This window comes from Rossellomorea pakistanensis (genome assembly GCF_016908495.1).
Lineage (GTDB): Bacteria > Bacillota > Bacilli > Bacillales > Bacillaceae_B > Rossellomorea > Rossellomorea pakistanensis.
Genome location: NZ_JAFBDZ010000002.1, coordinates 186,533 through 207,050, shown reverse-complemented (window position 1 = coordinate 207,050; position 20,518 = coordinate 186,533). Strand labels below are relative to the sequence as shown.

21 protein-coding genes are annotated in these 20,518 nt (G+C 39.4%); all 21 read right to left on the bottom strand.

The features are described from left to right. Positions 1-96 precede the first annotated feature (96 nt). The 21 genes from atpA to prfA all read right to left on the bottom strand — a co-directional run bounded on the left by atpA (position 97) and on the right by prfA (position 20,432). Positions 97-1,605, bottom strand: a complete 1,509-nt coding sequence (gene atpA, locus JOC86_RS08775) for a F0F1 ATP synthase subunit alpha (protein ID WP_205170826.1) — start codon at positions 1,603-1,605, stop codon at positions 97-99. Between the two features lie 27 nt (positions 1,606-1,632). Then, a complete protein-coding gene (locus JOC86_RS08770; RefSeq protein ID WP_205170824.1) occupies positions 1,633-2,169 on the bottom strand; it encodes a F0F1 ATP synthase subunit delta in 537 nt (178 codons plus the stop codon). Continuing rightward, positions 2,166-2,684, bottom strand: coding sequence for a F0F1 ATP synthase subunit B (locus JOC86_RS08765; RefSeq protein WP_205170822.1), 519 nt, complete (start codon positions 2,682-2,684; stop codon positions 2,166-2,168). Before JOC86_RS08765 ends, JOC86_RS08770 begins: the two co-directional genes overlap by 4 nt. A gap of 152 nt (positions 2,685-2,836) precedes the next feature. Further along, positions 2,837-3,049 carry a F0F1 ATP synthase subunit C gene (gene atpE / locus JOC86_RS08760; RefSeq protein WP_205170820.1) on the bottom strand — a complete coding sequence of 71 codons (213 nt, stop codon included), beginning with the start codon at positions 3,047-3,049 and terminating at the stop codon, positions 2,837-2,839. Positions 3,050-3,125: 76 nt separating this feature from the next. Continuing rightward, positions 3,126-3,839 carry a F0F1 ATP synthase subunit A gene (gene atpB, locus JOC86_RS08755; protein WP_205170817.1) on the bottom strand — a complete coding sequence of 238 codons (714 nt, stop codon included), beginning with the start codon at positions 3,837-3,839 and terminating at the stop codon, positions 3,126-3,128. Positions 3,840-3,861: 22 nt separating this feature from the next. After that, positions 3,862-4,236, bottom strand: a complete 375-nt coding sequence (locus JOC86_RS08750; RefSeq protein ID WP_205170815.1) for an ATP synthase subunit I — start codon at positions 4,234-4,236, stop codon at positions 3,862-3,864. 6 nt (positions 4,237-4,242) lie between these two features. Next, positions 4,243-4,464 carry an AtpZ/AtpI family protein gene (locus tag JOC86_RS08745; RefSeq protein ID WP_205170812.1) on the bottom strand — a complete coding sequence of 74 codons (222 nt, stop codon included), beginning with the start codon at positions 4,462-4,464 and terminating at the stop codon, positions 4,243-4,245. 369 nt (positions 4,465-4,833) lie between these two features. Further along, on the bottom strand, positions 4,834-7,041 hold the full coding sequence (locus JOC86_RS08740) for a S8 family serine peptidase (RefSeq protein ID WP_205170810.1): 2,208 nt from the start codon (positions 7,039-7,041) through the stop codon (positions 4,834-4,836). Positions 7,042-7,144: 103 nt separating this feature from the next. After that, positions 7,145-8,296: a non-hydrolyzing UDP-N-acetylglucosamine 2-epimerase gene (wecB, locus tag JOC86_RS08735; RefSeq protein WP_205170808.1), complete on the bottom strand. Its 1,152-nt coding sequence runs from the start codon at positions 8,294-8,296 to the stop codon at positions 7,145-7,147. Positions 8,297-8,317: 21 nt separating this feature from the next. Next, positions 8,318-8,947, bottom strand: coding sequence for a uracil phosphoribosyltransferase (upp, locus tag JOC86_RS08730; protein ID WP_205170806.1), 630 nt, complete (start codon positions 8,945-8,947; stop codon positions 8,318-8,320). Between the two features lie 176 nt (positions 8,948-9,123). Further along, positions 9,124-10,359: a serine hydroxymethyltransferase gene (glyA, locus tag JOC86_RS08725; protein WP_205170804.1), complete on the bottom strand. Its 1,236-nt coding sequence runs from the start codon at positions 10,357-10,359 to the stop codon at positions 9,124-9,126. 203 nt (positions 10,360-10,562) lie between these two features. After that, positions 10,563-11,132, bottom strand: coding sequence for a TIGR01440 family protein (locus JOC86_RS08720; protein ID WP_205170801.1), 570 nt, complete (start codon positions 11,130-11,132; stop codon positions 10,563-10,565). A gap of 26 nt (positions 11,133-11,158) precedes the next feature. After that, positions 11,159-11,602: a ribose 5-phosphate isomerase B gene (gene rpiB / locus JOC86_RS08715; RefSeq protein ID WP_205170798.1), complete on the bottom strand. Its 444-nt coding sequence runs from the start codon at positions 11,600-11,602 to the stop codon at positions 11,159-11,161. A gap of 390 nt (positions 11,603-11,992) precedes the next feature. Beyond that, entirely contained in the window at positions 11,993-13,282 is a 1,290-nt protein-coding gene (locus JOC86_RS08710) for a methyl-accepting chemotaxis protein (protein WP_205170795.1), read from the bottom strand. A gap of 25 nt (positions 13,283-13,307) precedes the next feature. Beyond that, the gene (locus JOC86_RS08705) at positions 13,308-13,736 is read right to left on the bottom strand and encodes a low molecular weight protein arginine phosphatase (RefSeq protein WP_239587494.1); all 429 of its coding nucleotides are present in this window, start codon (positions 13,734-13,736) and stop codon (positions 13,308-13,310) included. Positions 13,737-13,937: 201 nt separating this feature from the next. After that, on the bottom strand, positions 13,938-14,492 hold the full coding sequence (locus JOC86_RS08700; protein WP_205170792.1) for a manganese efflux pump MntP: 555 nt from the start codon (positions 14,490-14,492) through the stop codon (positions 13,938-13,940). Positions 14,493-14,589: 97 nt separating this feature from the next. Beyond that, a complete protein-coding gene (locus JOC86_RS08695) occupies positions 14,590-15,636 on the bottom strand; it encodes an L-threonylcarbamoyladenylate synthase (RefSeq protein WP_205170789.1) in 1,047 nt (348 codons plus the stop codon). A 299-nt stretch (positions 15,637-15,935) separates the two neighbouring features. Further along, positions 15,936-16,376 carry a GNAT family N-acetyltransferase gene (locus JOC86_RS08690; RefSeq protein WP_205170780.1) on the bottom strand — a complete coding sequence of 147 codons (441 nt, stop codon included), beginning with the start codon at positions 16,374-16,376 and terminating at the stop codon, positions 15,936-15,938. Between the two features lie 693 nt (positions 16,377-17,069). After that, positions 17,070-17,993, bottom strand: coding sequence for a stage II sporulation protein R (gene spoIIR / locus JOC86_RS08685; protein WP_205170777.1), 924 nt, complete (start codon positions 17,991-17,993; stop codon positions 17,070-17,072). A gap of 502 nt (positions 17,994-18,495) precedes the next feature. After that, complete coding sequence (prmC, locus tag JOC86_RS08680; protein WP_205170774.1) at positions 18,496-19,362, bottom strand: peptide chain release factor N(5)-glutamine methyltransferase; 867 nt, start codon at positions 19,360-19,362, stop codon at positions 18,496-18,498. Continuing rightward, positions 19,362-20,432 (bottom strand): peptide chain release factor 1, encoded by a 1,071-nt coding sequence (gene prfA, locus JOC86_RS08675; protein ID WP_205170755.1) that lies wholly within the window; start codon positions 20,430-20,432, stop codon positions 19,362-19,364. Before prfA ends, prmC begins: the two co-directional genes overlap by 1 nt. Between the last annotated feature and the right edge of the window lie 86 nt (positions 20,433-20,518).

Genomic DNA, 20,518 nt, shown 5'->3' with positions numbered 1-20,518 from the left:
TAGATCTCACCACCCTTGTTTCATTGTTTTTGACCGAAGAATATTGATGACGAATTTATAGGGGGTGATCCGAATGAATCAACTCCCCAAAGTTCATTACTCTGATTTCGCAAAAGTTTTCTTGAATTCGTTGATAGCCGCAGCCATCGCTTCGTCTTCAGGAAGACCTTTCGTTGTGCGAATCTGGTCTAACAATTCAGTGTGGTTGCGATCTAACCAGCTTAAGAATTCGTCTTCGAAGCGACGGATATCTGTTACTGGAATATCATCTAAATGACCTTTTGTTAATGAATAAAGGATCATAACTTGTTTTTCAACTTTAAGTGGTTTGTTGAGATCTTGTTTTAGCACTTCAACTGTACGTGCCCCACGATCTAATTTTGCTTTGGTTGCTTTATCAAGATCAGAACCGAATTGAGCAAATGCTTCTAGCTCACGGTATGCAGCTAAGTCAAGACGCAACGTACCAGATACCTTCTTCATTGCTTTAATTTGTGCGGATCCCCCTACACGAGATACAGATAGTCCTGCGTTGATCGCTGGGCGAACACCGGAGAAGAATAGGTCAGATTGTAAGAAAATCTGTCCGTCTGTGATCGAGATAACGTTGGTAGGGATGTAAGCAGAGATATCGCCTGCTTGCGTTTCAACGAATGGTAATGCTGTGATGGAACCTCCACCTTTTGCATCACTTAATTTTGCCGCACGCTCTAGTAAACGAGAGTGTAGGTAGAATACGTCACCAGGGAATGCTTCACGACCTGGAGGACGGCGTAGTAATAGTGAAAGCTCACGATAGGCCGCAGCTTGTTTAGAAAGATCATCATAGACAACCAATACATGCTTTCCGTTATGCATGAACTCTTCACCCATCGTTACACCAGCATATGGTGCTAGAAATAGCATTGGAGCTGGTTGAGATGCAGATGCTGTTACGACGATTGTGTATTCTAGAGCACCGTGCTTACGTAGAGTTTCTACTGCATTACGTACAGTTGATTCTTTCTGCCCGATCGCTACATAGATACAAACCATATCTTGATCTTTTTGGTTCAGAATGGTATCAATTGCTACAGATGTTTTACCTGTTTGACGGTCTCCGATGATTAACTCACGCTGACCACGACCGATAGGTACAAGAGCGTCAATCGCTTTGATACCAGTTTGTAATGGTTCATGTACAGATTTACGATCCATTACCCCAGGTGCATTGCTTTCAATTGGACGAGTTTTTGTTGTGCTAATTGGTCCTAAACCATCAACAGGTTGTCCAAGTGAATTCACAACACGACCGATTAATTCGTCTCCAACTGGAACCTCCATGATACGTCCAGTACGACGAACCTCATCGCCTTCACGAATGTCTTTATATGGTCCAAGAATTACGATCCCGACGTTGTTTTCTTCTAAGTTCTGCGCCATTCCCATGACACCATTAGAAAATTCAACAAGCTCACCAGCCATGACATTGTCGAGGCCATGAGCACGAGCGATACCGTCACCAATTTGGATAACTGTACCAACATCGCTTACTTTCATCTCAGACTGATAGCTTTCAATTTGCTTTTTTATCAGCGCACTGATTTCTTCCGCTTTGATGCTCATGAATTTCACCCCTCATTTATATGAAAGTTAACGAACTAATTCACGTTCCAGACGATTCAATTTACCTTTCAGACTTCCGTCAAATATACGGTTGCCAATATGGACTTTTAATCCGCCCAGTAAATCTTCGTCTCTAACATTAGTAATTCTTAATGATTTCTTTCCTACTCTTTTTGAAAAAGAAGCAGATACAGCATTTTTTTCATCGTCAGTTAACGAACGAACTGAATAAACAGTCGCATCCGCAATACCGTGTTCTTCGTTAGCAAGCTCGATGAAAGCATCAACGACTCCAACAATTTGGTCCCCACGATGACGATCGGTTAATAGTAAAATTGTGTTTAATACTGGAAGAGAAACATTTGCAAACGCGTCTTTTAAAATCGCTTTCTTCTTTTGAATCGTAAGTCTAGGAGTTTCTAATAAAACACCTAGTTCCTTATTATCTAAGAATACTTTTTTAATCACACGAAGCTCTGCTTCCACTGTTTCAATTTGTTTATTTTCTTTACTTATTTCAAAAAGAGCTAGGGCATATCGCTTTGCTACCGCACTGCTACTCATCGCTCTTCTCCTGCCTCTTGAATGTAATCAGAAATTAGTTTCTGTTGATCTTCAACACTTAGTTCCTTCTCGATTACTTTAGATGCAATTAAAACTGATAATGAAGCCACCTGCTCGCGTAATGCAGTAACTGCTTGTTCTTTTTGAGTTTCGATTTCGCGTTTTGCAGATTCTTTTAAGCGTTCTGCTTCAGCACGGGCTGTAACGAGGATTTCTTCGCGTTGCTCCGCTCCATGCTTCTTTGAGTTTTCAATCATTACTTGAGCTTCTTGTCTAGCCTCTTTTAGAAGCTGTCGTTGTTCTTCTACTAAATTATTTGCTTCTACACGGCTTTTTTCCGCCGATTCGATTTCACTTGCTATATGCTCTTCACGCTGTTTCATAATGCCCATTAATGGACCCCATGCAAATTTCTTTAGCAACGCAAGCAAGATAATGAACATAACTAGCTGGAACAAGATGTCTCCACCATTGAAGCCAGCGCCTGCTCCCAGGACAAATGCGTTTGTTAACACGCGATTTCACTCCCTTCAAGAGTCAATCTGTCTCTATTGTTTATATACGATTTTTCTTATAAAACGGTATACACTCAAATTTAAAACATAAATGAATGGCGAAGGTTCACATGGAATGTTATCTTCGCCATTTTGGAACATGTAGCTTTGAATTATTGACCTAATACCATGAACGCGATAACAGTTGCGATGATAGGAATCGCCTCAACTAACGCTACCCCGATAAACATTGTTGTTTGTAACATACCGCGTGCTTCTGGTTGACGTGCGATACCCTCAACTGTACGAGATACGATAAGACCGTTACCAATACCTGCACCAAGTGCTGCTAAACCGATTGCTATTGCTGCTGCTAAAAGACCCATTCTAAAGTTCCTCCTTTAAATGTATAAAAATTATAATTTTTAATATGTTTTGTTCATTGAATGAACAGGGTATATATTAATGGTCATCGCTCACTTTGTGAGAAATATAAACCATCGTTAACATTACAAAGATAAATGATTGGATTGAACCAACAAATATCGAAAATCCTTGCCAAATAATAGTTGGAATAACTGCTGCTAGTAGACCTCCAGGACCAGACATCGCTAGAGTTCCAGCTAATAGTGTTAACAGGATTTCTCCTGCAAAAATGTTCCCGTAAAGACGTAGACCCAATGTAAGTGTATTTGCGAATTCCTCAATAATCTTCAGCGGGAATAAGAACCACATCGGTTTAAAGAAATCTTTACCGTATCCACCAAAACCTTTCATCTTGATACCATAATAATGGGATAACCCCACAACCATAACTGCAAGAGTCATAGTTACAGCCGGATCAGCTGTCGGTGATTTCCACCAAAGTTCGCCATCGTAGGTAATGGCAAATGGAAGACCTAACATATTAGAAACAAAGATATACATAATTAATGTAAGGCCTAGTATATGAAAACGTCCACCCGTTTTCCAATCCATATTACTTTTGACAATTCCTTTAACAAAGTCCATAACCCATTCCATGAAATTCTGCATTCCTGTTGGGTTCATTGCCAATTGTCGTGTACTCACTACAGCAAGTAAAAATACGATCAGACTGGCAACTGTAATCATCAAGACATTAGCCATGTTAAAAGTTAGGCCTAAAAACTCTTGAGTAGGAGCTCCATGATGCAATGAAATTCACCTCTCTTCCCCGCTATTTATGATGTTTAACGCTTTGAAAAAAATAATCTATCATAATGACCATGTAAGATGTCATTAATCCCAAAACTGCACTTAGGAGATGAAACGTCTCTGGCATTTCCATTGCAACAATGACGATCAGTACTGCCCCTGCCATTCTTGAAAAAGTCCCAAGCGAACGAATTTTCCGTCCTTCTAGTACCGCATCACCAAACCTTACTGTTCTCCTTGCCATTAACCAGTGGTTAAAAAGACTGATACTTGTCCCTAGGATTAATCCTAAAAAAATAGACTGATAGGCGGTAAATCCCCAACCTAGAACATATATAGAGAGTAGAAAGAACATGTAGCGGCGGTGCCTATTGAACATCTGTTGGATTTCTGGCATAGAGCATTAATCTCCTGAAAAGAATTGTCGGACTGTACGAAGCATTGCATAGATTCCTGTTGCTAACCCAAGGAGTAGTCCGATAATTAAAAATAGTGGTTCGGTCCCTATTTCACGATCTAACCATCTCCCTCCGAAGATCCCGATCAATAGGGCACCGACTAATTGTGAAAGGATAGCTGTGTATAAAGCCATCGCCTGATAAGGACGTCTGTTCTTCTGACTCATCTAAACATCCCTGCATTTCATGTGGACTTTATGGATACTAAAACGCTGAAAACAGTCATGTAAAAGCGTTTTCATACACTGAAAATACATTGTGAAAACCTTATCATTTTATACCCTTTGTAAGCATACAATAGGGTATTATCTATGTCAATGTATTCCCGTGAAAAAGTTCACAACCTATCCACGCGTTTCCAAAATGTTCACAAAATCATCAAACTTTAAAAAAAAGAGTGTTTATTTTAAAAAATAGAAGGAGCCACATCTTCAAGAAAATGTGGTTCCAAAGATTCATTTCCTTGCACACCACCCTATTATAAATGAAGAAAAAGTGTAAAGAAATGATTGATTTTTTGTAATAAATCCCATCCACTATTTTACTTTAATAAGTGCCTTTTGGTAATCTTCTGTCCCTTTTTTCCTAGCGAATGCGACGGCATAGATTCTCGATTTCTCCTTATATGGAAGGTTCACTTCGTTTTCAATATACCCTCTCCCGACATTTCGCTTTTGATCAGCTAACCCAATAAATTTTAACGTTTCACTATCATAAAGCGCCACCCCGAATTCTTCTGCTCCCCCAGGAAGATAAACCTGATATCTCATTGTCCGTTTACGGTCTCCAGGAACAGCGGCAAAGCCCATTACACGTGGATAATCGGGTTCGCCAACAGCAAATAAATAAGGAATCGAATATGATTTCGTATTTTCCATTAAAATTAGACGGCCATCCATTAAGGTTTCATTTTGTAACTGAGTTTTTAAAATTGCCCTAACGACTATTTCCTTTGATTCACCCGGTTGGAGTGTGAAAGATAAAGGAAGCTCCCACCGTATCCCTTTTTTCTTTACACTGTCTTCTTTTAAAGAATACTTTTTAGGATGATTTCCATTATTTTGGACCTTTAATTTTTTCTCTAAAAAATCATTTGAAGACCCTTTTACCTGTCCTAATGATATCGACGCCGGAGTTACGAGCGTTTCTAGCCTCAAAGCTTCTTCTAGCCGAATTCTTCCCGCTCCTTGTTCATATACCTTATAGGGTTCTCCGTCTGAATTATATAACGGCTTTGCTGAAAGCATTAGCGCCGCCTTGATTTGTTCAGGTCCCCAATTTGGATTTGCTTGTTTTAGAATTGCCGCAGCACCTGCTACATGTGGAGCAGCCATACTTGTTCCTTGAAGCGCTGAATAACCACCCGGTATCGTACTGTTAATTCCCATACCTGGGGCCGTTACGTCTGGTTTAATTAACCAATTCACAGTAACAGGACCTTTAGAGCTAAATGGCGCTAAACGGTCTTTCTCTTCCTTAAATTGAATTTCTACTTTTGTCGGTTGATTTTCGATTTGTACAAGGAGGTCGTTTCCAGCTTTTTGGGTTATCGTATAAGCAGGGATATGGAAGGTTTCTTCGACCACTCCCATAAATGGTCCATTTGTGTTGTTATAAATGAGGACTCCTTTTGCTCCTGCTTCGATTGCATTCTTAATTTTTTCTTCGAAAGTGAGGAACCCTCTTTTAATTAGCGCTATTTTCCCTTTAACTTTTGATAATTCCGCTTTTTTTCCGATTCCACCATCTTCTATTAACAAGCTATGATTCATTCCATGAAGATGAATCCCTTTTATAGGATACAATTTAGTTGGCTTTTCACGCCCCACAACTAAATAAGGAATATCCATTGGTGGAGTCGATGCTCCGACAGAAATACTTTTTTTGGAGGTACCTGGCGTTCCGATCGTCCAAGTCTTCGGACCTGAATTCCCACTTGCTGTTACCGGTATAATTCCTTTTCTGGCGATAAAGTCTAAAGCCCTGCTCAAAGGTAAATCAGGACCGTTAACATCACTCCCTAAAGACAAATTCACAATATCGACTTTGTCCTTTACTGCTTGTTCAATGGCAGCTACCACTTGATCAGTTGTCCCTCTCCCCCCTGGACCCAAAGCGCGATAGATGTAGAGATCAGCTCCAGGTGCCATTCCTTGAAGTGAACCATTTGCACCGATCACACCTGCTACATGAGTCCCGTGAATGGTGCTGTAGTTATTTCTAGTTCCCGTTTCCATTGGCTCATCGTCTTGATCGACAAAGTCTTTTCCTCCCTTGTAATTAATGGAAAGATCACGATGGTGATAATCCATTCCCGTATCAATGATTCCTACCTTTACCCCTTTTCCTGTTAATCGCTTTCCTTGTTCGTCAAAGTAACCCCTTGCTCGGATTGCCCCAACAAAAGGAATACTCCCAACTCCCGAAATCTTATATTCACGAGCTTCTGAAACCATCATAATGGAGGAAGATTTATTCTTATCTATGAAGTTTCGAAGATCGTTCCGACTCCCCTTAATGGAAAAACCGTTTATGACTTCAGAGAACGTAAATCTTAAGTGAAGAGTATCGTATTTTTTTAAGCTTTCTTTTAAAGAGGCAACATCGATTTCATCTTTCGTTTCGATAATCGCCACCATTTCCTCCTTTTCATCCTGTTTTAACGGCGGCAGTTCAAATTCTTGAGCTGAAACAGTTCGAGGTAAACATAAACTCATTAACAATAAAATGATCCACTTCTTCATAAAAGACGCTCCTAAACCTTTTTCCTTAGCGTCTGCCTTAAAGAACCTGTCTATACAAAGAACCGTCCCTCACTGCTTTAAAGCAGTGAGGGACGGTTCTCGATTACGGTAGAGGGTTAAAGGATTCTGGGCGCTTCTCAAGTTGCTTGAAATAATAGCGGATAGCTTGGGTAATACGGTAAGAAGCTTTTCCATCTCCATATGGGTTCGTTGCTTTCGCCATTTTGTCATAGGCTTCTTTATCTGTTAACAATTCTTTGGCTAAAGAATAAATATTCTCTTCTTCAATTCCTGCCAATTTCAATGTACCTGCTTCAATTCCCTCAGGACGTTCTGTTGTATCACGAAGGACTAAAACAGGAACTCCTAATGATGGAGCCTCTTCCTGTACTCCACCAGAATCAGTCAGAATAATGTGTGCTCTTGATGCGAAATTGTGGAAGTCTATAACATCCAACGGTTCAATTAAATGAATGCGTGGGTCGTTTCCTAGTACTTCATTCGCTACTTCACGAACAGCAGGATTTAAATGTACAGGGTAAACAACCTGAATATCGTCATGTTCTTCTACCAATCGCTTTATCGCACTAAACATATTTCTCATTGGTTGACCAAGGTTTTCTCGACGATGTGCCGTTAAAAGTACTAGGCGGTCATCTCCAACCTTTTCAAGAACTTCATGATGATACTCATTTTTGACCGTTGTCGCTAGTGCATCAATAGCCGTGTTTCCTGTAATGAATATACTATCTTCTTTTTTGTTTTCATTTAATAGATTTGTGGCAGATTTATCTGTAGGTGAAAAATGAAGATCAGCCATAATCCCCGTCAGTTGTCGGTTCATCTCCTCTGGGAATGGAGAATATTTATTCCACGTACGTAGACCCGCTTCAACATGACCAACGGCGATTTGATTATAAAAAGCAGCTAAGCTCGCAATAAAAGTTGTCGTCGTATCACCGTGAACTAACACGATATCAGGCTTCACTTCTTTCATTACCTTGTCTAGTCCTTCAAGACCACGTGTTGTCACATCTACTAATGTTTGACGATCTTTCATAATGTTTAAATCATGGTCGGGTTCGATATCAAAAATTTCCAGAACTTGGTCAAGCATTTGACGATGCTGAGCTGTTACTGTAACAATCGTTTCAAAAGCATCAGGATATTTTTCCAATTCCAAAACAAGTGGAGCCATTTTAATCGCTTCCGGTCTCGTCCCAAAAATCGTCATCACTTTAATTTTCGAATCCATTATTTTGTCACCTGCTCTTCTTTATTTCGTCCCATACAAACGATCACCAGCATCGCCTAAGCCTGGTACAATGTATCCTTTTTCGTTTAATTTCTCATCTAGAGCGGCAATGAAGATATCGACATCAGGATGCTCTTCTTTAATAGCATCAACACCTTCAGGGCAAGCAACTAAACACATGAATTTAATGCTTTTCGCTCCACGCTTTTTCAATGAATGGATCGCTTCCACAGCTGATCCGCCAGTGGCAAGCATCGGATCAACAAGAATGAAATCACGCTCTTCAACATCACTTGGAAGCTTTACGTAGTACTCAATAGGCTTTAATGTTTCTGGATCACGATATAAACCAATGTGTCCAACTTTTGCAGCGGGAATTAATTTTAAAATTCCATCCACCATTCCTAATCCTGCTCTTAGAATTGGAACGATTCCGAGTTTTTTCCCTGCTAGTGTTTTTGCGTTTGCTTTACTTACTGGTGTTTCTACTTCAATATCTTCTAATGGCATGTCACGAGTAATTTCAAACGCCATTAAGGAAGCTACTTCGTCTACCAGTTCTCTAAATTCCTTCGTTCCCGTGTTTTTATCACGGATAAACGTTAACTTATGTTGAATTAATGGATGATCAAACACATATACCTTACCCACAGCATTCTCTCCTTTATTTTTCTATACTTATGTAACATTTATTAGTTCCTTACTTTCATTCTGTCCTATTGTACATAAAAGAATTTCTTAGGGCAATCTTCACAGATGATTGTTATGAAAACGTAAATTTTTCATAAAAAAGAACTACCCATTCAAGGCAGTTCTTTTTAATAGAATTATTGATATAACGGAAACTTAGAAGTTAGCGCTTCAACACGGTTGCGTGCTTCTTCTAACTTTCCTTCGTCTTCATGATTTTTTAATGTATACGCCATAATCGAAGCAATTTCGTCCATTTCTTCTAGTCCAAATCCACGGCTCGTTACTGCTGCCGTACCAATACGTACACCGCTTGTTACGAATGGACTTTCTGGATCGAATGGGATTGTATTTTTATTTACAGTAATACCGATATCATCTAGTACCTTTTCGGCAATTTTACCTGTTAATTCTAGTGAACGAAGGTCAATTAATAGAAGGTGATTATCTGTTCCGCCTGAAACAAGTGTAACTCCTTCTTTTTCAAGAGACTCTCCTAAACGTTTTGCATTTTCGATAATCTTACCAGCATAATCTTTAAAGGAATCTTGAAGGGCTTCTCCGAATGCAACCGCTTTTGCTGCAATTACATGCATTAGTGGTCCACCTTGTAAACCTGGGAACATTGATTTATCAATTTTCTTTGCAAATTCTTCTTTACAGAGAATCATTCCGCCACGAGGTCCACGCAGAGTTTTGTGTGTTGTCGTTGTGACAAAATCAGCGTAAGGAACTGGGTTTGGATGTAAACCTGCCGCTACTAGTCCAGCAATATGAGCCATGTCTACCATTAAATAAGCATTGATTTCATCAGCGATTTCACGGAATTTCGCAAAATCAATCTCTCTTGGATAAGCACTCGCTCCAGCTACAATCAATTTTGGTTTATGTTCTAAAGCTTTTTGACGTACATCTTCGTAATTAATACGATGTGTCTCACTATCTACACCATACTCAACAAAGTTGTATTGAACTCCACTAAAGTTGACAGGACTACCGTGAGTTAAGTGACCGCCATGTGATAAGTTCATTCCTAATACTGTGTCCCCTTGCTCTAGTACAGTAAAATAAACACCCATATTCGCTTGAGCTCCAGAGTGAGGTTGAACGTTTGCATGCTCTGCACCGAATATTTCCTTCGCACGGTCACGAGCCAGGTTTTCAACAACATCAACATGTTCACATCCGCCATAATAACGACGACCTGGATAACCCTCTGCATATTTATTCGTTAAAACGGAACCTTGAGCTTCCATTACCGCTTCACTTACAAAGTTCTCTGACGCGATTAACTCAATTTTCGTTTGCTGACGTTTTAACTCATCTTGGATAGCTTCAAAAACTTTCTGATCTTGCTGTGCAATTTTACTCATACTTATCCCCCTTCATGATACGGTAACAATGAAGACCGTTCCTAGTAAAAATTCAAAATTCAATTCTATTCTATCATGTTTTCCCTATTTAGAAACCCAAAATCCGTACATTTTTTATAAAAACTAATTCTAATATTCGAAATCTCCTACCACTCCCCTAATCGACAAATATCGGGTGGTGCCTGGCACGACCCGAACTCTACTTAGGTGCAGTTTAGGTTTGAGTTGGTTTTTTCATAAATGGCCCGTGTTCCGCCTATTAGTTTCGGGCGCGTTTTTGCTAGAGTTACGTGGGCTTCACCTAGCTGTTTTATCGAAACTCTTACTGGTACAGCTACGTGCTTAAGGTGCATTCCAATAAATGTATCGCCAATATCAATACCAGCGTCTGCTTGAATATGCTCCACAACCACCGGGTCATCGAAATTGGAGTATGCGAAGGTAGCCATTGCTCCGCCTGCATTTCTTACAGGAATCACACTAACCTCTTCCCACCCTTTCCTTTCCGCTATCTCTCTTTCAATCACTAATGCTCGATTTAGATGCTCACAGCATTGGAAAGCTAATGAAATATTTTTTTCAGTAGCGAATTGCTGTAACTCATCAAAGATAATCTGAGCGGCTTCTGTTGTCCCTGAAGTCCCAATCCGCTCTCCCACTACCTCAGACGTAGAACACCCGACAACTAGTACATCTCCTTTCTTAAAAGGAGTTTGTGCTCCAAACTCAGCTATTATTTTCTTCAGTTGTGATTGAAGTATTTCGATGTTCATGACCTCTCACCCCTTTAAGAAAACGATTAATTTTTTTCTTCGTATTCTGTAATCTTGCCTACACGATTCGCATGTCTGCCCCCTTCAAATTCTGTTTGCAGCCATGTTTTGGCAATTTCCCTTGCCAGTCCGGGACCAATAACACGCTCACCCATTGCTAGCATATTACTATCATTATGTTCACGCGTCGCTTTGGCACTGAATACGTCATGAACAAGCGCACAACGAATCCCTTTTACTTTGTTGGCCGAAATACTCATGCCAATTCCTGTTCCGCAAATTAAGATACCTCGATCAAATTCACCATTCGCTACCTTTTGAGAAACAGGCAATGCATAATCAGGATAATCTACTGAGCTTCCACATTCACAGCCAAAATCTTCATATTGAATTCCCATTTCTTCTAATAAACCTTTAATTTCTTCTCTAATGTTTACCCCGCCATGATCGGATGCAATCGCTACTTTCATGTTTTATTCCTCCTCGAATTCAATACTCTTATCTTAATTTTGACATACCTACATGAAATTATAAAGATTTTGAGATTGTGGTGGCAATTACTTTTATACTGGTGCGGGAAACTTTTAGCTTATAAATTTTAAGATTCAGCTTATATAGTTCAGGTCCATGCTCGTAAAGCTTTACTAGGCTCATAAATCTCTTTTTTGACTCATTATATCCAGATCCAGGCTCATAAATTTCGTGTAGGCGAGCATAAACCCTGTCTTGCCCCATTCCTCTTAAGCTCCGACCAATATCGTTTTTACCCGATGAGTCTAACCAATAAAAAAAAGCCTGATACCATCAGACTAATATGCCAAAACATATCAACCATCCAATCTCAGACTTGCCATTCCATTTTATAGTTGGAATCTAGTAATGGTATTTTTGAGTTTTTCTGCTTGTGCTTGAAGGTTGAGTGCAAGCCTCTCTACATTTTCCATTACAACCGCTTGTTCTTTTGTTGCTTCTGTCACTTCTTCCGCTCCTGCAGAGGTTTGTTCTGCTATCGCAGCCACTTCCTGTGATTGCTGAGAAGTCAATTGGATACTCTCCATTTGTTGATCGACAAGGGTTGAGATTTCTTTAACAGCAGAGGCCACTTTATGTATCGTTTTCGTCATATCTTCAATGACTGTGTTGGTTTTTTCTCCTTTTTCAGCCTCATTATTAGCGCTATCCACTTGAGTGGTGATATGACCGACAACACTTCCAACCTCGGTTTGAATATTTTTAATCAAATCAGATATTCCTTGAACAGCCTTCCCACTTTCATCTGCAAGCTTTCGGACTTCTTCTGCTACGACGGCAAACCCCTTACCGTGTTCCCCTGCCCGTGCTGCCTCAATGGATGCATTTAAAGCAAGAAGATTGGTTTGTGCTGCAATATCACCTACTAGCTGAATAATCTGTTCTACCTTCTTAGCGTTTTCTTCTAATCGACGAACTGCTTGTAGAGAGTCTTGATTGCCTTTAGCTAATTTTACGATCCCATTTACAAGGGAATGAACAACTTCCTTACTATCTTGAAGCTCATTGAGCATTTCTGTCGATACTGCTTCTGAAGATTTTGAACGATTTTGTACTTCTTGAGCAATTCGAATGACATCTTCCACTGATTCCGCTGTCGACTGAATAGAAACGGCCGAGCTCTCTGCACCAGCGGATATTTCACTGATGGTTAAAGCAATTCCTTCCGCTTGTTGAGATGCTCTAGAGGATGCTTGGGATATTTCAATCACATGATCATTCGTGCTACGGAAATTGTCATCCACACTATGAACCATCTCTCTTAAATTTTGAAGCATAGAATTGAAGGCGATTCCTAATGAACGAATTTCATCATCTGAAGTTGACAGATCTACATCCTGATGAATATCACCATGAGAAGCTTGGATTGCAGCTTTCTCCAATTTTTGAAGAGGTTTAATAATAAAACCTGCCGCAATAAAAGCAAGAACCCCTGACCAAAAGATTCCTAAAACTAGTACAACAATCGTAAAAATCCCTTCGTTGACATTTGAGAAAAATGCCGAGTGAATATAATTAATAAAGACAATACTCGTAGAATACGTAATAATAGCTAGTAATGTTGTAAAAAGTGCTAGTTTCTTTCTCAAACCAAATGTATACTTCTTTTTGTCTGCCATTCCCAAATCCCACTCCCCAATTGTCCTATGTTTTCTCTATTAATTTGCAGATTAGCTCGTCTAGTTCACGATATGTTTTACGATAGACTTCGACAGTACCTCCAAATGGGTCCACTACATCCTCATCAAGGTCATGAACAAACTCTTTTAATGTGAAGGTTTTATCTAATGCTTGTGGAAATACATTTCCTATTGTGGTTTTATGTCCTGTTGTCATTGTGAAAATATGTGTAGCCCACTCGATGTCTTCAAGAGATAATAAACGAGATACATGCTCATGTATTATATCGTTCTCTTTTAGGACTTCTTTAGTATAATTTGTTGCAGGTTGTCCATTTTTCGCAAAAACACCTGCAGATTTCACTTCAAATTTACTAGCGTTTTTATTCTTTAGTAACGCTTCTGCCATCGGGCTTCGGCAAGTGTTCCCTGTACATACAAAAAGGATTTTCATCCATTTCATCTCCTTCAATTCATTCTATTGAAAATACAAAAAAACTTTAACGGGAATAGGACAAAAGAATGATAGTTTTATGAATTTAGTCATTATTCGGGAAAATTCCATTCCTTCTTATTGTAATAATATTAACTAAAAATATCATTTGTAAAAAATAAATTTAAAAAAAGACTGGCCGAAGAAAGCCAATCTTTTGCTCTAAAAAGGGAGTAATAGTTTGACACCAAAAGCAAAGAGGATACTTCCCCCAAGTGCTTCACTGTAGGAACCAAGCCACCCCTGCACACGCCGTCCAATCAATAGTCCCGTCCATGTTAAAAGGGTTGCGGCTATTCCGAAGCATATGACAGCCACAGCCGTTCTAGCGCCAAATATACCAAGGGTCAACCCCACTGAAAAGCTATCCAAACTAACACTTAAAGCAAATAATATCAACCCGAAACCTACAGGCGTCATTACTTTTGTATCGTCTCCTTTAAAACTCGAAAGGAACATTTGAATTCCTAGAGCAATGAGCAAAAGCCCTCCGGCAAATGCCGCAATCGACCCAAACTGCTCAGATAAAAATTTTCCAGTTATCATGCCAAGCAGTGGCATCCATATATGAAACACCCCAACCGTTATTCCTATAAAAAAGATCTGCTTCAGTCTTAACTGGAACATCCCCATTCCAATCCCAATCGAGAATGCATCCATTCCTAAAGCAAATGCCATTAGCATCAGGGTGAATAGTTCACCGATTACACTTGTCATTCCGTTCCCCCCTTGGACTTGCCTACATCAGATTCTATGCACGTCCAAAAGGAAATAGAATGTATAATCATTGAAAAATATTTACTTGAGATCGAGATTATTCTTCAATCACACGATAGCCTGCCGCTTTTTGAAGTCGATTCATAATAGCAAGACCGACACCTTCTTCAGGGAATGTCTCTGAAAAAATAATATCCACATCCGAACTATTAAACGCTCTTAATGTATCATATAAAGCGTGTGCAACAGTGAGTAAATCTTCTCTTTTTCCACAGGGAATAATGACATCTGCTTCTGAGAATGCTCCTTTATTTTCTTCTGTTGTCAAAACTCCTACTTTAAGACCTTCTTTTTGTTTATTCTTTATTAGTGATTGAAATTTTTCTCTGTTTGCCTTCACCAAATACAACGGAGCATTTGGGGCATAATGAGTATATTTCATTCCGGGAGATTTTGGAGCTCCCTTTCCCTCTTTTAAAGAAGGGTCGACTTCAATCGTTCCAACGATTTCTTCTAGCTGTTCTCTTGTTACTCCACCTGGACGAAGGATGAGCGGGTGATCTCCAGTACAGTCGACAACCGTTGACTCGACACCGACACCTGTTTCACCACCATCTACAACACCGACAATTCTTCCTTGGAGATCTTCAATGACATGTGTGGCAGTTGTAGGGCTTGGACGACCAGAACGATTCGCGCTAGGTGCAGCAATTGGTAAATTCGCTGCTGCAATCAAAGCAAGTGCAATAGGATGGTCTGGAATACGAATGGCAACTGTATCAAGGCCCGCTGTTACTTTATTAGAGAAAACGCCATCTTTCTTTTTAAAAATAATCGTTAATGGTCCAGGCCAAAAGTGCTCAATCAATTTTTGAGCTGTTTCAGGGATTTCCTCTACTAAATGATTTAGTTGCTCAGAGGCTGAGATGTGGACAATGAGTGGATTATCACTTGGTCTTCCTTTTGCTTGAAAAATCTTATCTACCGCCACATCCGATGTTGCATTTGCCCCTAATCCATAGACGGTCTCAGTAGGAAAAGCAACAACCTCATTATCTTTAAGATATTGAGATGCATCCACAATCTGTGGATAACTTTCGTTAATATCCACATTGTTTTCCACAATCCAATGCTTTATCGTCATTACATTTCACCTTTTCTATCTAATGCTTAATCAATTAAATAAATCCTTTAAAATCTAGTTCATTCATCAAATCTACTTTGCAAGTATAAAAGAAACCGTAAAAATACTCAACCTTTATCCACATTATGTGCGTAATTACCCAAATGATGTGGATAACCCTGTGGATACATGTGAATAAGTCAGAAAATACACTCAATTAACCAAAAAAGTACTTTAACGCTTTACCAAACTCGGGGACGGTTCTCGATCGCTTTAAAGCGTTAATCTTCTCGAGAACCGTCCCCGGGTGGTTTAAAGGGTTAAAGGGTTAGTTTCATGAATGTGCAGTTATCCACTGTGGATAACTTTTGGGCGTGTTGGAATTGGGAGAGTTCTTTGAGGCTTTGGGTATGCTCCATTTCTTTGAATCCTAATAGGTGAAAGAATTGAATGGAACTGTTTTTGTTAGATACTAAGTATAGATTTGCTAGCTGCTTCTCTTTTCCGATCTTTAGCGCTTCACGAAACAACGTAAATAAATCATCACTTGTTAGCTCCGGCTTTACGACTAGAGAGCGGAATAACCCCTTGTCTCCTTGTATTTCAATCCCTAATGTCCCACACATCTCCTCGTTTTCCTCAATGATTAAAAAGTTTTCAATTACCTCATCCAGTCCATCCAATCCTATGTTTGCCGCAACCAAAAAATCCTCTACTGCTTGCAAGTCTCCTAAACCTGCTTTTCTAATAATTTTTACCATAGTGCACCTCTCTCTACTTTTTCTATCTACTTCATATCTATGAAGTAGAAGAAAAAATAGAACTAAAAAGAGATTGTTTATTACTCTTGTCCAGCTTCAGCTGCCTAGTTCCTTGAGTCATACATCCAGCCCAACAGGGAATCTGAATCAAAATTAGTTGCCTCAAAGGCATCAAGATGTAAGTAATGGCAACATTTCAGGATGAGGCTCCGGTTTTAGATGGCCCTTACCTGAACTAAGCCTTCCTCTTTTTTTGAGGTACTTAGCTATTCGATTATAATAAAAAATAGAGGCTGATTAATTAAATCTCAATACCTCTCCGATTCAAATTCACCCCTAACCAATGAAAAATTCTCATGATATTCTTAGAGTTATTAACATGTGCATATTTCGCTATGTTTTCGAGATAACGATTATTAAATCCCCTCTCACACTTATACACAACCTTTTCTGCGACTTGGATTTTCATACGAATCAGCGTATATTCATCATAGAAGGTTTGTCTTGAAATAGACCCCCTATTTTCTACCCTTTACCAATGTAAAGGGTCTTTTTTTGCCTAAATCAAAAAAGGCTGCGCCCAAATCAAGGTAATGAGAACCATATCTTCAAATTATAGAAGAAACCATCGGCTTCTTCTCTATTTGAACAATCCTGATGGTTCCATCCCTCTTCTAGGACAGCCTTTTCTTCCTAATTAAATATTCCTTTAAAAACATCTAGTACAAAGAATCGAACTTCTACTTCATCATCTTTTTCCCCTACATAGTGAGGATCTTCCCCTTTCTTTTCGCCTTCTTTTACCTTTCCATCATTTTCCACTTCTTCTTTTTCTTTTACCTGTTCATCTTTCTCTACAACTTGTACGTTTTTCGTTTTCTCTGTATCCAGATTTTCCTCTTTTACCTGCTGTTCCTTAACCGGTTCTTTCTTTACTATAGGCTCTTGATCATCGATTGTTTCCGAGGCTTCATGTTTTTCTTCCCTTCCATTTTCCACAGGCTTTGGTGGATCTTCAACCGCTACTTCTTCTACTTCTTTCTGCACTGTGTCTTCTTGATCTATAGTGCTTGCTTCGGCTTTTCCTTCAAAACCAGGACTCTGTACAGCCGTCCCACTTGAGAAATCGAGGAAGCATAGTGGTGGATATAATACGCACCACCAGTTTGCTCCTTGCCCTTCTCCTAATGTGATCAAAATCGCTTCATATTCCCCTGCAGGATAAAGGAATTGACCATATAACTTTGTTGGAAATTCCACTTTGTCAAAATCTACTTGAACGGTTTGACTAAGACCTTCTGCCGCCATTACTTCTTCAGCTATTTGTTGTAATTGAGGTAATCCTGATTTGATTGTTGTTCTGGCTTCATCGAGTGACGTTAAATCCTGAACCCATAATGTAATTTCCTCATTTACACGGTCACGAATCTTTCTTTTAACTGCTTGATCCTCATCCGAGTCACTATTCGCTAATATTCTAAGACGAATCGCTTCATCTGGAATCACCTGCATCTCTTCTGCTGCAAGTGATTCCTGTTGTTTCGGTATATATAAACTTAAAATAGTTCCAATCGCCAATGTTAAAATATACATCCATACTAGATTTTTTGTTTTCATGTTCTCCACCACCCCTTCACTAAAACAGTGTGGACAACTTGTGGAAATCTTAAACTAGTAAAACTCATTTTTTTCAATTAATTATAGAAATTCAATTTAATAGATTAAAAGAACACTGATGAAGCTGTTTTCGCATAGATTATTGCTTTTCGAAAAAGAAAAGAAACCCATAATAATTATGGTTTCCGTGCATCTTATCGTTCAAAAACAATATATGGTTCCTGAATTATTTAAGATGTTAATTATTGACCAAAAGCAACAAAGTTTACGAAAGGCTGTTTTCTAAAAGATTGTTGTTAAAAGGATTGTCTTTCACTGCAGGTGCGAGACTCCTGCGGGAGTAGCGGGACAGGTAAGACCTAAGCAGGAGTAAGGCGACGAGGATACTCACCGCCCGTCCCGCGGAAAGCGAGCATCCTTTCGCTCCCAACCAACTAACTCCATTTCAAATAACAACAATGTTTACGAAAAGAGCCAAAAAAGACCAATTGATCAACATCAATTAGTCTTGGATACAAAACACCATTCTATCTTTCCCGTTAATATCGTTCTTTATTTCTGTTTTACTAGTGGGAAATGTCTTTTGTAAAAGCTTTGCCACCGTACTGCCTTGTCCTGCTCCTACTTCAAAGCCAATCATAAATCGGGATTTAACCACCTGTGGGAGCTCGTCCATTAATCTTCGGTAAAGATCATAACCGTCTTCTCCTCCAAATAAAGCGGTATGTGGCTCATGGTTGCGAACGATATCGGATAGCGTCATTAAATCAGTGGTAGGAATATAGGGTGGATTGGAAACAATTAAATCCACTTTCTCTCCTTTTGATATTAACGTTTGTAATAGGTCGCTTTTCCGGAAAGTAATGTTGGCATTCAATAGTCGGGCGTTTTTTTCAGCTACCCGTAAAGCTTTTTCAGATATATCCACAGCTTCCACTTCAAGGTTCGGTCTTTCTAATTTAAGGGTAATGGCAATCGCTCCACTACCCGTTCCAATATCCAATGTCTTCAGCGTTTCCTGTTTCGAAAAGTGCTGACTGCTTTTCTTCAATACCTGATAAACCAATTCTTCGGTCTCGGGGCGAGGAATAAGCACATCATTGTTTACTAAAAATCTTCTACCGTAAAATTCTTCATACCCTATTAGATGTTGGATCGGCACTCCATTGACATGTTCATGTATCCCTTTCAAAAAAAGCTCCACCTGCGATTCAGAAAGCTCCATTCTTAAGTTTGCCAATAGCTGTGCACGATTCATCTCTAACAAATACATTAAATAAATTTCTCCCACATTCTCGTCACGGCTCTGTTCTTTTAAAAAAGAAGAAGCCCATTTAAGGGCTTCAAACACAGTTGAAAAAGGAAGCATTATTCTTCCATTCTTTCTAGCTTTTTAGATTGATCTTCAAAGATAAGAGCATCGATAACCTCATCCATCTTACCTTCTAAAATCTGATCTAGCTTTTGAATCGTTAATCCGATTCTATGGTCCGTCACACGATTTTGTGGGAAATTGTAGGTACGGATTCGTTCAGAACGGTCCCCTGTTCCAACCGCAGATTTACGAGTCGCATCGTACTCTGCTTGTGCTTCCCGTTGGAATTTATCATAAATACGAGCACGTAGTACTTTCATCGCTTTTTCTTTGTTCTTAATTTGGGATTTTTCATCCTGACAAGAAACGACTACCCCTGTCGGAACATGCGTTAAACGAACGGCAGACATGGTCGTGTTAACGCTTTGTCCACCAGGTCCACTAGATGCAAATGTATCGACACGAATGTCTTTTTCATGAATATCTACTTCTACTTCTTCTGCCTCAGGTAAGCAAGCAACAGTCGCTGTCGAAGTATGGATCCGCCCGCCAGATTCTGTTTCTGGAACACGTTGAACACGATGTGCCCCATTTTCATACTTCATTTTAGAATAAGCTCCGCTACCATTGATCATGAAGATGATTTCTTTATATCCTCCAACTCCCGTTGAGTTCGATTCCATAATTTCAATTTTCCAGCCCTGTGATTCTGCATAACGGCTGTACATACGATACAAATCACCAGCGAATAATGCAGCCTCATCTCCACCGGCAGCACCACGAACCTCCATGATTACGTTCTTATCATCGTTCGGGTCTTTAGGTATCAATAAGAACTTTAGCTTTTCTTCAAGTGGTTCAATCTGCTCTTCAAGCTCAGAAACCTCTTCTTTAACCATTTCCCGCATGTCAGCATCTAATTTCTCTTCTAACATTGCTTTAGCATCTTTAAATTGCTGAGTAATATCTTTATATTGTCGATAAACTTCCACTGTTTCTTGGATGTCCGATTGTTCTTTTGAATATTCTCTTAGCTTTTTAGGGTCATTCACAATTTCTGGATCACTTAAAAGTTCATTTAACTTCTCGTAGCGATCTTCCACTGCTTGTAAACGATCAAACACAGCTATTCACCTCAATTTTAATCCATAACATTCTAATTATATTATAAGGACAATAGAAAAACAAGAACATGGATGAGTGAAAAAGG